Source organism: Streptococcus porci DSM 23759 (assembly GCF_000423765.1).
Lineage (GTDB): Bacteria > Bacillota > Bacilli > Lactobacillales > Streptococcaceae > Streptococcus > Streptococcus porci.
Window position 1 is genome coordinate 24,987 of the sequence record NZ_AUIP01000010.1, and the last position, 13,616, is coordinate 38,602.

15 protein-coding genes and 1 pseudogene are annotated in these 13,616 nt (G+C 38.5%); 8 read left to right on the plus strand and 8 right to left on the minus strand.

What is annotated here, in order from left to right; genetic code table 11:
* Positions 1 to 144 precede the first annotated feature (144 nt).
* The 6 genes and pseudogenes from lacD to G576_RS0104395 form a co-directional block, all read right to left on the minus strand.
* A complete protein-coding gene (gene lacD, locus G576_RS0104370) occupies positions 145 to 1,122 on the minus strand; it encodes a tagatose-bisphosphate aldolase (protein WP_027973570.1) in 978 nt (325 codons plus the stop codon).
* Position 1,123: 1 nt separating this feature from the next.
* A complete protein-coding gene (locus G576_RS0104375; RefSeq protein ID WP_027973571.1) occupies positions 1,124 to 2,056 on the minus strand; it encodes a tagatose-6-phosphate kinase in 933 nt (310 codons plus the stop codon).
* A 9-nt stretch (positions 2,057 to 2,065) separates the two neighbouring features.
* Positions 2,066 to 2,581, minus strand: a complete 516-nt coding sequence (lacB, locus tag G576_RS0104380; protein WP_002941130.1) for a galactose-6-phosphate isomerase subunit LacB — start codon at positions 2,579 to 2,581, stop codon at positions 2,066 to 2,068.
* Positions 2,582 to 2,607: 26 nt separating this feature from the next.
* Positions 2,608 to 3,030 (minus strand): galactose-6-phosphate isomerase subunit LacA, encoded by a 423-nt coding sequence (gene lacA, locus G576_RS0104385; protein WP_002941127.1) that lies wholly within the window; start codon positions 3,028 to 3,030, stop codon positions 2,608 to 2,610.
* A 205-nt stretch (positions 3,031 to 3,235) separates the two neighbouring features.
* Entirely contained in the window at positions 3,236 to 4,003 is a 768-nt protein-coding gene (locus G576_RS0104390) for a DeoR/GlpR family DNA-binding transcription regulator (RefSeq protein ID WP_027973572.1), read from the minus strand.
* A gap of 187 nt (positions 4,004 to 4,190) precedes the next feature.
* Positions 4,191 to 4,514, minus strand: a pseudogene (locus G576_RS0104395) (AAA family ATPase); the annotation flags it as partial.
* Here G576_RS0104395 and G576_RS0104400 point away from each other — a divergent pair.
* From G576_RS0104400 to G576_RS0104430, 5 genes are all read left to right on the plus strand, one after another.
* Positions 4,503 to 4,700: a hypothetical protein gene (locus tag G576_RS0104400; RefSeq protein WP_027973574.1), complete on the plus strand. Its 198-nt coding sequence runs from the start codon at positions 4,503 to 4,505 to the stop codon at positions 4,698 to 4,700. The pseudogene G576_RS0104395 and the gene G576_RS0104400 sit on opposite strands and share 12 nt — an antisense overlap.
* Positions 4,701 to 5,275: 575 nt before the next feature.
* On the plus strand, positions 5,276 to 5,893 hold the full coding sequence (locus tag G576_RS12960) for a hypothetical protein (RefSeq protein WP_051177988.1): 618 nt from the start codon (positions 5,276 to 5,278) through the stop codon (positions 5,891 to 5,893).
* A 581-nt stretch (positions 5,894 to 6,474) separates the two neighbouring features.
* A complete protein-coding gene (locus G576_RS12275; protein ID WP_027973576.1) occupies positions 6,475 to 6,885 on the plus strand; it encodes a plasmid recombination protein in 411 nt (136 codons plus the stop codon).
* 37 nt (positions 6,886 to 6,922) lie between these two features.
* Positions 6,923 to 7,396: a hypothetical protein gene (locus G576_RS12965; protein WP_027973577.1), complete on the plus strand. Its 474-nt coding sequence runs from the start codon at positions 6,923 to 6,925 to the stop codon at positions 7,394 to 7,396.
* Positions 7,397 to 7,891: 495 nt separating this feature from the next.
* Positions 7,892 to 8,338, plus strand: a complete 447-nt coding sequence (locus G576_RS0104430) for a hypothetical protein (RefSeq protein ID WP_027973578.1) — start codon at positions 7,892 to 7,894, stop codon at positions 8,336 to 8,338.
* A gap of 1,099 nt (positions 8,339 to 9,437) precedes the next feature.
* Here G576_RS0104430 and G576_RS0104440 read toward each other — a convergent pair.
* Positions 9,438 to 10,631, minus strand: a complete 1,194-nt coding sequence (locus tag G576_RS0104440; protein WP_027973579.1) for a LysM peptidoglycan-binding domain-containing protein — start codon at positions 10,629 to 10,631, stop codon at positions 9,438 to 9,440.
* Between the two features lie 147 nt (positions 10,632 to 10,778).
* Entirely contained in the window at positions 10,779 to 11,387 is a 609-nt protein-coding gene (locus G576_RS0104445) for an NUDIX hydrolase (RefSeq protein WP_027973580.1), read from the minus strand.
* 149 nt (positions 11,388 to 11,536) lie between these two features.
* On the opposite strand from G576_RS0104445, the gene G576_RS0104450 reads away from it, so the two are divergent.
* The 3 genes from G576_RS0104450 to G576_RS0104460 are packed head-to-tail and all read left to right on the plus strand — an operon-like array spanning position 11,537 to position 13,614.
* Entirely contained in the window at positions 11,537 to 11,863 is a 327-nt protein-coding gene (locus tag G576_RS0104450; protein WP_027973581.1) for a PadR family transcriptional regulator, read from the plus strand.
* The gene (locus G576_RS12280; protein WP_051177990.1) at positions 11,850 to 12,518 is read left to right on the plus strand and encodes a DUF1700 domain-containing protein; all 669 of its coding nucleotides are present in this window, start codon (positions 11,850 to 11,852) and stop codon (positions 12,516 to 12,518) included. Before G576_RS0104450 ends, G576_RS12280 begins: the two co-directional genes overlap by 14 nt.
* Positions 12,508 to 13,614, plus strand: coding sequence for a DUF4097 family beta strand repeat-containing protein (locus G576_RS0104460; protein WP_027973582.1), 1,107 nt, complete (start codon positions 12,508 to 12,510; stop codon positions 13,612 to 13,614). The genes G576_RS12280 and G576_RS0104460 overlap by 11 nt, the downstream gene beginning before the upstream one ends.
* Positions 13,615 to 13,616 lie beyond the last annotated feature (2 nt).

The following is a 13,616-nucleotide window of genomic DNA, read 5'->3' on the forward strand; positions in this document are numbered from 1 at the left end:
CCGAGAATATCCTACTCTCAAATCCATTTGTAGTCTTGCCTAATCGAATTAGTTACAATCCACTCTATTCTTGCTGATGAGATTATTATAGCATATTCTCAGAAAATGTAAACCCTTTCTTTTAAGAAAATGGTTATTTTTCAATTATTTTTCTAGCCAAGAAGTTGCTGTTTGAGACAAGACTGCATCAAGTCCCTCAATATTTTCACGACCAACAGTACGTAACCATTCACGCGCAGCTTCTTCACCCTGTTCAATATAGACTGGCACAACACCCGCCCACGTCGCACGACCACAGAGAACACCGTTAAATTTAGCACCTGCTTCATGTGCAAACACTAGTGTATCTTGGAATAGCTTAGCAGAAACACCTGCACTTAGATAAATGTAGGGTAAGTTAGTTGATGCTTCTTGTTGACGGAAATATTCAGCTGCTTCTTCTTTTGTATAGACGACTTCCCCTGTTCCAAAGCCTTCTACAAAATTCATGTTCACAGGTACTTCTACCTTGAGAACATCTACTCCAAAACGTTCATCCGAAAAGACTTTCATGGCTTCATTTACTTTTCGAGGTTTGACTTTTGCAAATTCCACACTGGCATTGTCTTCAATCGTTTCATCATAGCTCAAAATTTCCAAGAAGAATGGTAAACCTTCAGCCTGACATTCTGAACCCAATCGTTCAATATAGGCATGTTTTTGAAGGTTGACATATTGGTCTCCATCAACATCATAATAGAGTAAGAACTTGATAGCATCTGCCCCTTCTTCTTTTAGTCGTTTTACAGACCACTCTACTAGGCAATCTGGTAAGCGACTAGTAGAGCTGGTATCATAGCCAGTTTTTTCATAAGCTAAAAGTAGACCACATTGTTCATCACGGGCGCGTGATGCTGGCAAACCAAATTCAGGATCTAACAGAATTGAGGAAGAAAACTGTGTTAATTCTTCTGAAACTAGTTTCTTTAGTTCTTCCATCTGCTCCACAGTAGGTTCTTCTACCTGATGTTTTGCCATCATTTTTTTCAGGGCTCCACGTTGGTCGAAAGCTAAAGCTGAAATAATACCTGCTTCATTGCTTACTTTTTCCATGTATTTTCTTTTGTCTGCTGTTACTACCATATTATACCTCTTCGACTTCGATTTGAGAATACAACGATTCTGCATTTTCTAAATTGACGTAACCCGTCTGTTCTTCCTGGGCATTTAACATGCCTAAAACATTAGCATTTTTTAATAATTCTGCATCAGGTAAGGCATGTACCAAACCTGCTGCAATACCTGCAACAGTTGAATCTCCTGATCCTACTGGATTGACGACTTTGATTTTTGGAATTCTGACACGATAGAACTTGTCATTGTGCTTGGCAAAAGCCCCCTGCGCCCCTAATGAGACGACTATCCAATCAATTCCTTGGAAAAGTTGACCAGACAAAACTGATTTCAACTCTTGAATATCATCAGTAACTTCTTTACCAATCAGTTGTGATAACTCTTCTGTATTCGGTTTAATCACAGTCGGTTTCTGCTGACTTTCTAAAACGTTTTTCAGCGCCTCACCAGAACAATCCAAAACAACAGCTACACCGAATTTTTTACAAAGTTCTACAATTTCAACATAATAATTGCTAGCAAGTCCCTTAGGCAAACTTCCTGAAATGACAACTACATCTACATTGTTCAGAATAATTTCAAGATGTTCAATAAAATTCAAGGCTTCATGTTCTTGAATAGTTGGTCCTTGTTCTAAAATCTCCGTCTGTTTGCCATCATGAAGAACTGCAATACAGTTACGTGTTTCGCTCCCAATTTCCACAAAGGAATTTTTAATATCATTTCGAGTGAGTTGTTTCTTTACATAACTTCCAATCTCACCGCCAATAAAGCCTGTTGCTACAACATCTTCACCAATTTGTTTCAAAACTCGTGTGACATTGAGCCCCTTACCGCCAGCTGTTTTTTGAACTTTTTCTACTCGATTGACCGTATCCAAATGAAAGGTATCCAATTGATAGGCAATATCAACCGACGGATTTAAAGTGATTGTCAAAATCATGTGAGCCTCCTAGTCGTGGTATTCTCCACGATCCCACTTTTCAAGAAATTCAGTAAAGAACTCTGGATTAGCTTGCTCTTGATTGAGCGTTTCAACTGCAGCAATCTTTTCGATTAAACGTTTGTTTGCTTCAGTTGGTTTGTATTCTGCTTTAATGAAGGCTTCAATGATGTCGCACATGAGCAACTCACCTGTAATCTTTCCTCCAAAACCAATGACGTTGGCATTTAACTCTTCTTTTGCATAGAGTGCAGAGGTCATATCACGAACCAGGGCTGATCGAACGCCAGGTACCTTGTTTACAGCATTGTTGATTCCAACACCTGTTCCACAAATACAAATTCCCAAATCTGCTTGTCCGCTTGCAACAGCTTCACCAACTTTTTTACCAAAGATTGGGTAATGAGTACGAACATTGTCATAAGTCCCAAAGTCCAACACTTCATATCCTTGATTTTTCAAATAATCTACCACAGCGATTTTTTCATAGGTTACAATGTGGTCACAACCGATTGCAATTTTCATCTCTTATTCTCCTTTGTTTACAACAATTAGCACATTTTATTTAGCATATCGACACGAATTTGGTGACGGCCGCCATCATACTCACCTTCAACAAATCCTTTAACGATATTTTTAGCAATTCCTTCTCCTACAATCTCACTACCGATTGTAATAATACGCGAATTGTTATGTCCTCTTGTCATATAGGCAGAACGTTCGTCTGAAACTTCTGCAGCGATCATGCCTTTGACTTTAGTTGCGGTCATAAATGGACCAACACCATAAGCATCAATCACAATGCCAAGATTTCCTTCCTCTTGATTAACTTCTGCAACTACTGCCAAAGTTGTATCAACAAAATCACTTCCATCACTGACATCTTTAAAGTCATATGATTTTTCTAGCAAATAATCTTTAATAACGTCTTTTAGTTTTGAGCCTGCTGGATCAGCACCGATAATGATTGTCATAACCTATCTCCTAACAAAAATAGAAAGTTGTAGCCATATTTGGCAGAAAATCCTTGTTTTGCAAAACTTAGAAAAAGCGTTTTCGCTTTTTATGTTTAAATTATACAACCAAACAAACACAAAGTCAACATATTTTGTTTTATTTTTGTTTATTTTTTCCGTATACAAACAAAAAGCCAACATTTCACTGTTGGTTGTGATAACTTTATGATTTTGTAGAAATAATTTCGATGTGCTTACTTAATAATTGGTAATTTTCATCCTTTTCATTCATATCTGTCACTAGAGCAGTTACATCATTCAAATCACAAAAGGAAGTAAAATCATCTTTTCCAATTTTCGAGGCATCTAGCAGTAGATATTTTTCTAAAGAATGTTTAATGGCAATATTTTGCGTATAGGCTTCCGCTAGGGTGGAGGTCATGACATCAGTTCCCTTAAGTCCGTTACCTGAAAAGAAAATTTTGCTGAATCGCATTTTTTCTAAACTTGTATTGGTAATTTCTCCTACAAAAGATTCTGTCACTTGGCGATATTCTCCCCCCAGAAGAAAGACTTGAAACTCCTCGGTCTTCTTTTGAGATAGGATGGTAAAAACAGGCATACAGTTTGTGATGACTGTTAGGCGAGGATTTTTAATGGCCTCAGCCAGAAAGGCCACTGTTGTTCCTGGGCCTAAGAACACCGTGTCTCCATCTTCTATCAGTTGTGCAGCCCTTTCCGCTATCTCTTGCTTGGCTTCCTTGTTCTGAATGTGTTTCTCAGAATGGGAATATTCCCGATATTGGAAAGCCTTATTACTTCTAGCACCGCCGTGAATTTTTGTTAAGACACCTTGCTCTTCCAATTCTATGAAATCACGTCGAACAGTCATATCAGTAACATTTAGCAATTCAACAATCTCAGAAATTCGAATTGTGCCTTTTTTGTTTACCAATCGTGTAATTTCTTCTAGTCGTTCTCGTTTATTCATGTTTAATCCTTTGTTGTTTTTTTACATTATATCAAAAATAAACAAGAATATGTTGGATTTTTGAACATTTGTTCGAAATTGATTGGAGGTTATTTTCTAGCATCGTTTGTTTAGAAGATATCACATTAGTGAAAAAAGGGAAGAAAAAGAGTCTTATTCTTCATTAATAATCGCTATCTATCAACTGCTAACCTTCATCATCCAATAATAAGATATTTTTTATATTTTTTAGTCCTACATTTGAAATTTCAGAATCTGAAAATAGTTCAAATTTATATTTAATAAACATAGCACTACCATCATTATGTGTGGACATAATAATTTGATAGTCTGATAATGAATGTCTTATTAAATCAATTAAAGCATATACATTCATAGAATCCATATCTTGAATCGGATCATCAATTGATAAAAATTTGAACTCTTTTGAAATCTTAAATGTTGTATTTAGTGCCAAAGTGAAAGCAAACGAAATAACAGCTATTTGTCCAGAACTCAATTGATACATCACAAGTATTCCCTGAAAGCTATTCATGAGACGGTGGAAGCTAACCAGGTTGAGGCTGACAGGGTTGCACGTGAACAACGTGAGCAGGAAGAACAGGCTGAACGGTTGAGGGTTGCCCAGGAGGCTCTCAGAGCCTCTCAGACGGTGTTAGACGTTGAGGAGGAGCAAAAGCCTGTGGAAAGTACCTGAACCCCCTAAAACGCCTCAGAAGCCCTCTCCGAGCGTTTCAGACGATGACCTGCTTTCAAGGTTTAGGAACTGGCAGATAGAGCATGGAGGAAGTGGGGGGCATGACCACGGCCGTGATTTTGGTTTATAGTCTTCTGCTCCTGCACGAGCTTGCCCAAGAGCAACCTTGTTGCGAAGTGGGTCGAAGTGGCAGGAGTTGAAGCTAGTAAAAAAAGAGGGTAGCCGTTAGGCTACCCCTTTTTTATGCAGGCTGTGGATCAAGCCGTCTGCTTATGAAGCGTTACTTTTGTTTGTAGGTTCATTTTTGATTTTTTATTAACTTTAGGTTGGTTATGATTATATTCAATAATGACAGAAGGAAGAATATCACTACTATTCCTTTATTTTGGGGGATTGTATTTTTATATATAAAAATATAAATCATGATTTGAAAAGCAAGTGTAAAAATAAGTGATTCTATTAGTTTTTTTCTCATTTTCGCTCCTCCTTATTTTTTGAGTATAAATATTTGTGTAACGCTTACATAAATGGTATAATTTTCTTGTAAAAAAATCAAATCTTAGGAGGAACGCTTTATGAGAAAATTTAAAGCATCTGCTGTTTTGTTGTTATCTTCTTTGCTGTTGCCACAGATTGTTGCACCGGCAAGTGCTTATGCGTTGTCTAATGATATTTCAAATAAGATTGAAATTGTAGCCTCTTATGATTCTGAAATTCCAGATGTAAAGGTTGAAGCTGTTAATGATACAACTGTGCAAATTACTAACGAAGATGGCACAGTTGACGTCATGGAAAGAAGAAGTGATGGGGTTTACCTTAATGGTTCATTCTATATGCCTTTGATGGATACTCCGACTTCTAATGGAGTTTCATTCCGTTCTGCGCATACTTTGAATAGATGGTATTATGTCGGAACTTCTCAAGGGACGGCAGAGGGTGCTGCCAATGCTAATGGTTTAGCTCACTCTGTAATTGGTTTGCTTTTGGGGCTTGGCTGGAACCCTGTTGGTATTGCTTATACTATAGGGGCTATCTTGGTGTCTATGATTGCTCCAAGTGCTCCTGGAGCATACTACAAAACAACTTTGTATGTACATCCTCAAAACAGACAATTCAAGACTGTGACAAGTTACTATAAAAATGCCAATTACACAGGTTACGTGACAACTGTTACACGGTATTCTAATTTCTAATATGAACGACCTGCGGAGCAGGCTTGAACATTGACATAAAGCTGATGTTGTGGGATAATCATGAGTGAAAGAATTGGTTGCACGGCAACACCAAAGCCCCAAGGGATGGCAGTCCCAAGGGGCTTTTTTTACGTTCTCAGTTGAGATTAAACGGGTGAGGCAGTCTGTCGAGCGTTACTCTCTATCCAGCCATTTGCTGATACCAAGCAGCAGCAAGCCGCTGATGACGTCAGCCACGATAGAGAGCAAGAGCTCTTGAAGAATTGGTTGCATTAGGCTACACCTCCTTTCACGAACCTAGCGGAACGCAATCGGTTTGCCGACAGCCTAACTATTTTACCACAATTTGAACCAGTTGAACTAAACTATTTGCGTCTAAGGGGGAGGGGGCTTGCCCCCACACCTTTGGGGGGTGGTCGAAGACCGCCCACATAGAACGAGCGGAGCGAGTTCTATCTTATCTTGATTTCGTGGCTAACTATACTAGTCCAGGTTACTTAATTTCGTGGCTAACTATACTGACCCATGTTAACCGATTTCCTGGATAAATATATTGATTCACTCTTGAGAATTCTAAACAATTGATTGTCTATAACGCTGTAGTGCATCTTGATGAAGCTGGTGCACCACATCTGCACTTTAATATCGTTCCAGTGGCTACAGGGTATAAAAATGGATTGAATAAACAGCCAAGTTTTTCTAAAGCTCTCCTGCAGGAAGGCTATACAGAGCATGGCCGTGGACAGTTCATTCAATTTCGCGAGCAAGAAATTAAAAAACTTGAACAACTCATGAAACAATTGAATATTCAACGAAAAATTGTCGGTACAAATAAAATCGAGGATATGCGTGAGTACAAACAATTGATTCAGCAAGTTGAAAAAGAACGTGCGAAGTTAAACAGAGAAATTATTGCCAAGAAAGAACATTCAAACCACTTGGAAAATTTCATTGAAGATATGGAACAAAAAGCAGAATATTTAACACAATAAAAATCTAGAAGAACGAAATGAGTTAATTAAACATGAAATGGATAAGCTTAATCTAAAGGATCAGCTGAAAAAACAATTTGTGGAAAATACTGTCGATAAAGCTCTTGATTTAGCACAAGAGCTGACTGAAAAGCGAACAAAGTCATTAAAAGACAGAGTCGATACTGCAGAAAGTCGCAGGCTTGAAACTGAAAACAAATACCGCGAGGTACTTGCTATAAACAAGAAGTGGGCAAGTAAATATCAGATATTAGAAAACGAAAATAAATCTCTCAAATATGAAAATAAGTTTCTACGCAGAGTACTTGATAAACTTCAGAGAGCATTTGATAAAGCTGAAGAATTTCTCAAAAGCATCGGTTTCTGGAAAACTTTTAAAAATATTTTTCGACAAAAAGATTCTGAAGAATACAATTTATTCCAAGACATTCGACATGATCCAAATCTAGAGGGACAATCTAGTCGAATAAACCGTATAGATAAGCATTCCGATAACGATTTGTGGCGCTAATACTATTTCTACTTTTTCAAAAATCATCTGTTTTTAATCCGAATTCTGGCATACTGAAATTAAGTAGAACATGCAGATAATAAAAGTAAGACAGGAGTTTTACGTCTCAACGCCAATCCGTGGCGCTACCTAAACAAGATGTCTTACATTGATAGAATTAAAATCGAAGAAATGGTGGCAATTTTGGAAATAGAAAAATATATTATCTAAAAACAAGAATTTTTATTTTATAAGCATAATGTTCTAAAAAATTGTAAAACCCCTAGAAATCAGCAATTTTCTAGGGGTTTATAATCTACTTTTTAAAGCGTTAATATAATAATTATAACATATATTTTGTAGAAGAAAAAGACTTGTTTTCATGCCTTATTTATGATACATTTGTTTTAACAATAAGTTAATATATACATTTGTTTAGCTTGTTAGAAAGGAGGAGTTCATAATCAAGCTAATCAAACGGTTTACTGATATTTTAGAACAAGGAGGACTATTGTAATGAATATAAAAAAACATTTATCTAAAGTATTATTGGTTACAGCTCTTAGTGGTTCGTGTATTCCGTTAATTAATGCAAATACTGTTTATGCATATGAAAACAATGTTGTCGATGTATCATTGATTGAGAAAGACATTTCAAGTGGTTATCTAACTGGTTATTTAGATGAAAATAATGAAGTTCAATTATATACTCATGAAGGTCAAGAGAGAGGAATATTTACAACGACAGCAGTATTTATTGGAGGTACTCTTGTTGGATATTTAGCTGCTTCTATTGTAGATGGAATTGTGATTGCTGCCACTGGAAAAAGTGGTGGTGAATGGGTAGCAGTAGCGATTAAAAGTGTAGTTGGAAAACGATATACAGGAAGTGTATATTTGCCTGCTAGTGGTCCGTATACTTGTCCGGGGATAGTTATTGACCATTCTGGTATGTGTCCGTGAAGAAAAAAATGTCATTACTCATAGCGATTATTCTAACTGTTATTCTTTTAAAAATAATTTTCCCGGAGTTGAGTTATTGGTTTGCTGAAATATTTAAAAAGTATTTTTAAATATTTCAAAGATGAACAGCTAAAATTGTTTTAGGAATAAATAGTTCAATGCTATAAAAATTAATTAGAGTATACCAAAGCTTTTAGGGATTTATTTTTGAAAGCTTTGGTATATTATTTTTTCTTCGTATATGATTGTACTGGATTATTTAATCTCATTGAAGCTAAGCAAAACATTTAACGTAGAAGGAGAAGAGCTTGAATATTCTCTTTCGGGAAACACATTAACCGTAAGTGGAGATGGCTTCGGAACTGTAAAATTGAATAAAGAATAGTACAGAACACATACAAAATTAGCACTTCCGTTTTGAACGGAGGTGCTTTTAACTATCTTCTTTTCTTGAAAAAGTCTTCAGTCGGAATGTAGTCTGGTTGATTTTTTGACGATTTTTGTACCAGAAATTGAAGATTATTTTCTATGGATACCTATGCAGAAATCGCTCCAAAACGAAAATTTGAAGCAGTTAATATTTATCTTGATAAAGTTGCTAAATTAACAGCTTAAGTTATTTCTACATTTTTCTCTACACTTTTGAAGACAATTCATAAAAGTCTTGCTATATCAAGGCTTTCAATAGCTGAAATAAACATTATTAGACCCTTACTGAGGTAAAATAAGACAACATACAGAAAGCCCTTGAAATCAACGTTTCAAAGGCTTGTTTCTTTTGATTTTAGCAAAATAACTGAATTTTAACTGATTATATCACTCTAGGAGCGCAATAGATATAATGGTAGCAATGATTTACAATCTTCTGAGCTTGAAGCTGAACCTCTTCAAATATCCTCCCTCATTCTTACCCTTATTTTGAAATTTGAAGATGGGATTAGATCGTCGCATAAATTAGCTTTTAGACAAGAAACTGAGATGCAGTCAATACTAGATTACAGCAAGCCGAAAGTGACAATCTATCAAAGCTAATTTAAATGACTATATTCCCCTTTATAAAAGAAACAACCTAGAGATTTTCTCTAGGTCATTCCTTTTCTTAATTGTTAAACGAGATATGAACGTGATCGTAATGGTTTTGTGTGATGCTACCACGATCTGGCATCGGGTTCCATGTATAGGCTGGGCCGTAGATACTATTCCATGGTGAATAGAATTTTTGCTCCCAAATAATGTAAGAAATGTTGCGCGATCCCATCGTATCAATAGCATACTGAGCAACAGCATCTCCCAAGTCTGACCCGACTGGTACCATAACATCAATGGCATTTCCTGAACCGTGGTCTCCCGAATCCCCAGGTCGATAGCCACCGATATTAGAGATACCAAAGACACTTGCGATTTCTTTTTTAAACGAGGCTGCGCTAGCTTGTAACCCCGTCGTATCCACAGCAACGTTACTTGGAGTTGCTGCAACCGTTGCAGTTGTGGTCTCAGAAGTCTGAGTTGTCGCCTCAGTAACCGGCGTTGGAACCTCAGTAACAACTGTGTAAACCTCGGTTGTAGTCTCAACTACTGGTGCTTCAGTAATTTCTTCTGTCGTTTCTGCTGCCGTTGTTGGAGCTTCCGTTTCTGGGGCTACTGCTTCACTTGTGGTTTCGCTGACAGGGGCTACTTGACTTGTCTCAACTACTGAGGCTTCAGTAGTCTCTTCTGTCGTTTCCGCTACCGTTGTTGGAGTTTCTGTTTCTGGGACTTCTGCTTCACTTGTGGTTTCGTTGACAGGGGCTGCTTGACTTGTCTCAACGGCTGAGGCTTCAGTAGTCTCTTCTGTCGTTTCCGCTACCGTTGTTGGGACTTCTGTTTCTGGGGCTACTGCTTCACTTGTGGTTTCGCTGACAGGAGCTACTTGACTTGTCTCAACTACTGAGGCGTCCGTGGTGGCTTCAACTGGTGCAGTTACTTCAACCGCTGTCACTTGGTTATTGGCATCATAGGTCAATTTCAAGACAGTGTCTGGGAAAATCAAATCCAGATTTGAAATCTGATTGATTTGCGCTAATACATACATATCAACACCAGTAGCAGCCGCAATCGTGCTCAGAGTATCACCAGATTGGATGGTATAAGTCTTGCTGCTGCTTGTTTTTGCAGCATCAGCTTTAATTTCAGCAACCGTACGAGGCGTCCAATCAAGCGGAGCGGCTTCTTGAGCGCTAACAGTCATTCCTGTAACACTAAAAAAGGTAACAGCTGTACTTGAGGCAAGTAAGGTTTTTTTAGTTAATTTCATAGATTATTTCCTCTTGTTTTATTTTTATGCTAACTCTTATACTATCATAAAGCTATACGGAAAGCCTTAAGAAAAGCAACCATTTTCAACATTTAACCTCGCTGTTGTCAAACTGTAATACTTTGTCTTTTTTTGTAAAACTCTTCCTTATTCTTTCCCTTGTAGGATTTCTACGAAGCGGTGGGTAAATTGTGCTGTCATTCCCCAGATGTTCTCTTCTAGGTTTTCATAAAAGGGTATCTTGCGATTTTGATGCCCAAAGCGATAGCCCCTGCCCTGGTTGATTCGCTCAAAAGGAAAATCCGAGTCCTCTCGCAAATCAGCTATCAATTTGTAGTAAGTCGGTTTAATTTCTAAAAGCTGACGCAACGAATAAGTAAAGAGTCTCTCGACCTCCTCGTTAGGTACAATCTCACGCCAATCTATCACCTGCAACTGACCGACGAAGCAATGAACCTCCTTATCCTGATACACAAAATAATCAATCTCACCAAGTAGCTTAATCGTATCTGGTGACACATTGAGTTCCTCAACCGTTTCACGAACCGCCGCTTGAGAAAAACTCTCCCCTTCCTCCACGCGACCGCCCGGAAAAGCAACCTCGCCTGGCTGTGAAATCTGAGCACTTCTCACCTGAAAAAGTACTTGCCAGTCATCACCTTCCCAAATTAAAGGAAGGAGCACTGCATATTGTTTCTTAACACCAAGAGGCTTAGCTTGGTAATTTTCGAGCCTATCTTTAATTCTATCTGTCATGTTTTATATTATAGAAATTTTACAGTTAAATGTCCGAGAAAGAGGCTTGAAAAAATTATATAAAAATTTTACACATAACAGTTGACTTTTTTCTCATATAGGTATATATTTTATATATAAAGAAATCATATATGAGAAGGAGGTGCCTTATGTATTTTCCAACATCAGCTATTCTGATTGAGTTTCTCATTTTGGCCATCGTTGAAAAGGAAGATTCCTACGGCTACGAGATTAGCCAGACTGTCAAGCTCATCGCAAATATCAAAGAATCCACGCTCTATCCTATCCTGAAAAAGCTAGAAAGTGCACACTTTGTCACGACCTATACGCAGGAACATCAAGGGCGCAGACGCAAATACTACGCTATCACAGACCTAGGGCGAGCTCAGGTAGCCTTTCTTAAGGAAGAATGGCAGAGCTACACCACCGCTGTCGAGGAGATTATCGAAGGGAGATTAAGACATGACAAGGACTGACTATCTGGCGGAGCTGGAAAAAGAACTACGCCAGCTTCCTAAAAAAGACTTTCAAGAAGCCATGGACTACTTCACCGAGTACTTCGATGAAGCAGGTCCAGAAAACGAAGCTGACCTCATGGCCGAACTCGGCACACCTCAAGAGGCAGCAGCAGACATCATTACCAATGTTCTCGAAAAGCAAGGGGAACCTACCACTCTTCTCAAACGCCCACGTAGCACAAAGGAAATTGTCATCTGGGTACTCCTTATCTTGATGGCATCACCGATTTTATTCCTTATTGCCTTTGCTATCTTAGCCGTTGCCCTAGCCCTACTTGCCGCCATCATAGGACTGCTGGGCCTTATTATCGGTATAATCATTGCTCTAGCTTGTTTCCTTGCTACAGGTTACTTCTTCGCAGCCACAGCAATCATTATCGGTTTTGTCACTCTGGGTGAGAGTCTAACTCTCTTTACCAGCTCTTGGTCTGCCATGACTATGGGATTTGGAGGCTTCTTCGCAGCCATCGGCGTTGGTGTCCTCATTTTCCTTTTGACCCTCTACCTGACCAAACTCTACGGTCGAGGCCTAGTGGCTTTTGAAAAATGGCTGAGCAGCTCACTTAGAAACCTCTGGAGCAAGCGGAAATGGAGGAAATCTCATGAAAACTAATCACTCTACCAAGTGGAAATACCTACTTTTATTTGGACTAGGAAGTCTTGTTGTCGGTCTGTCTCTCCTAGCCTTTGGTGCAGCCGCAGGAGGAATAGAAGGCATCAAAAACAATACCGAAGCCACCAAGACTGTTAGAACCTTTGACGGCATCAAAAAGCTCCAAGTAAATAGCACCTACAACGTCACCATAACATCTGGTGATGTTGATAAGGTCACTGTAACTTACTACACCCACAAAAAATTCAGACCAAAAACCAACTTCAAACAATCTGGCGACGTCCTAACTATCGACCAAACCGAAGGAAGCTCCTTTGTCACTGGATTTATGGAAACAGGAGGCTACATCCTCAATGAACATGAAGGCAAAGGTAGCTATAGCGAAACCCTTATCACTGTGCCCAAGGATATCGTGCTCGATGATTTAAGCGCCCAGTTAAATTTCCATTCTTCAAGCCTGATTAACCTCAAGGTTAAAACTATCAACTTAAGTGGTGCTACCTATATCGAAAACCTGACTGCTGAAAAAGGATCCATAAGTTCTTACTCCACTACCATTATCTCCAGTCATCTGAAAAATATATCCTTTGATTACGGAGCTGATCACTTTGATTTTAGAGACTCTACCCTTGAAGACAGCACCTTCAACAATTTCCAAAGTGACCTTTCTGCCGATAATTCTCATTTCAAGAACATCAGTTTTAAAACTTCAGATATTGACTTAAGTCAAGTCGATGATTACGCAGAAGATTACTACGGCAATGAGATTGGTCATCTCACCTTGACCAATAGTACCCTTGAAAACTTCAGTTACAATGGCGCCGGAGAAATAAACGGACGTGACCTGACTCTCAAAGGCAAAATTGATTTGTCGGGCTCCCTCTTATCTGCCGACTTGCACTTAACAGAAGCTAGCCGAAAAACAACTTCTCTAGAACTAGATACCAGACATGGCATCATTGAACTTGATCAAAAATCACCAGAAACAACAGGTGTAACCATCAACGGCGATGCTAACACCTATAAGCAAATCCTTAATAAGGCACAAGCAGAGCTTCTCATCAAAAGCCAAAGTGGTTATATCGCTATCGATTAAGA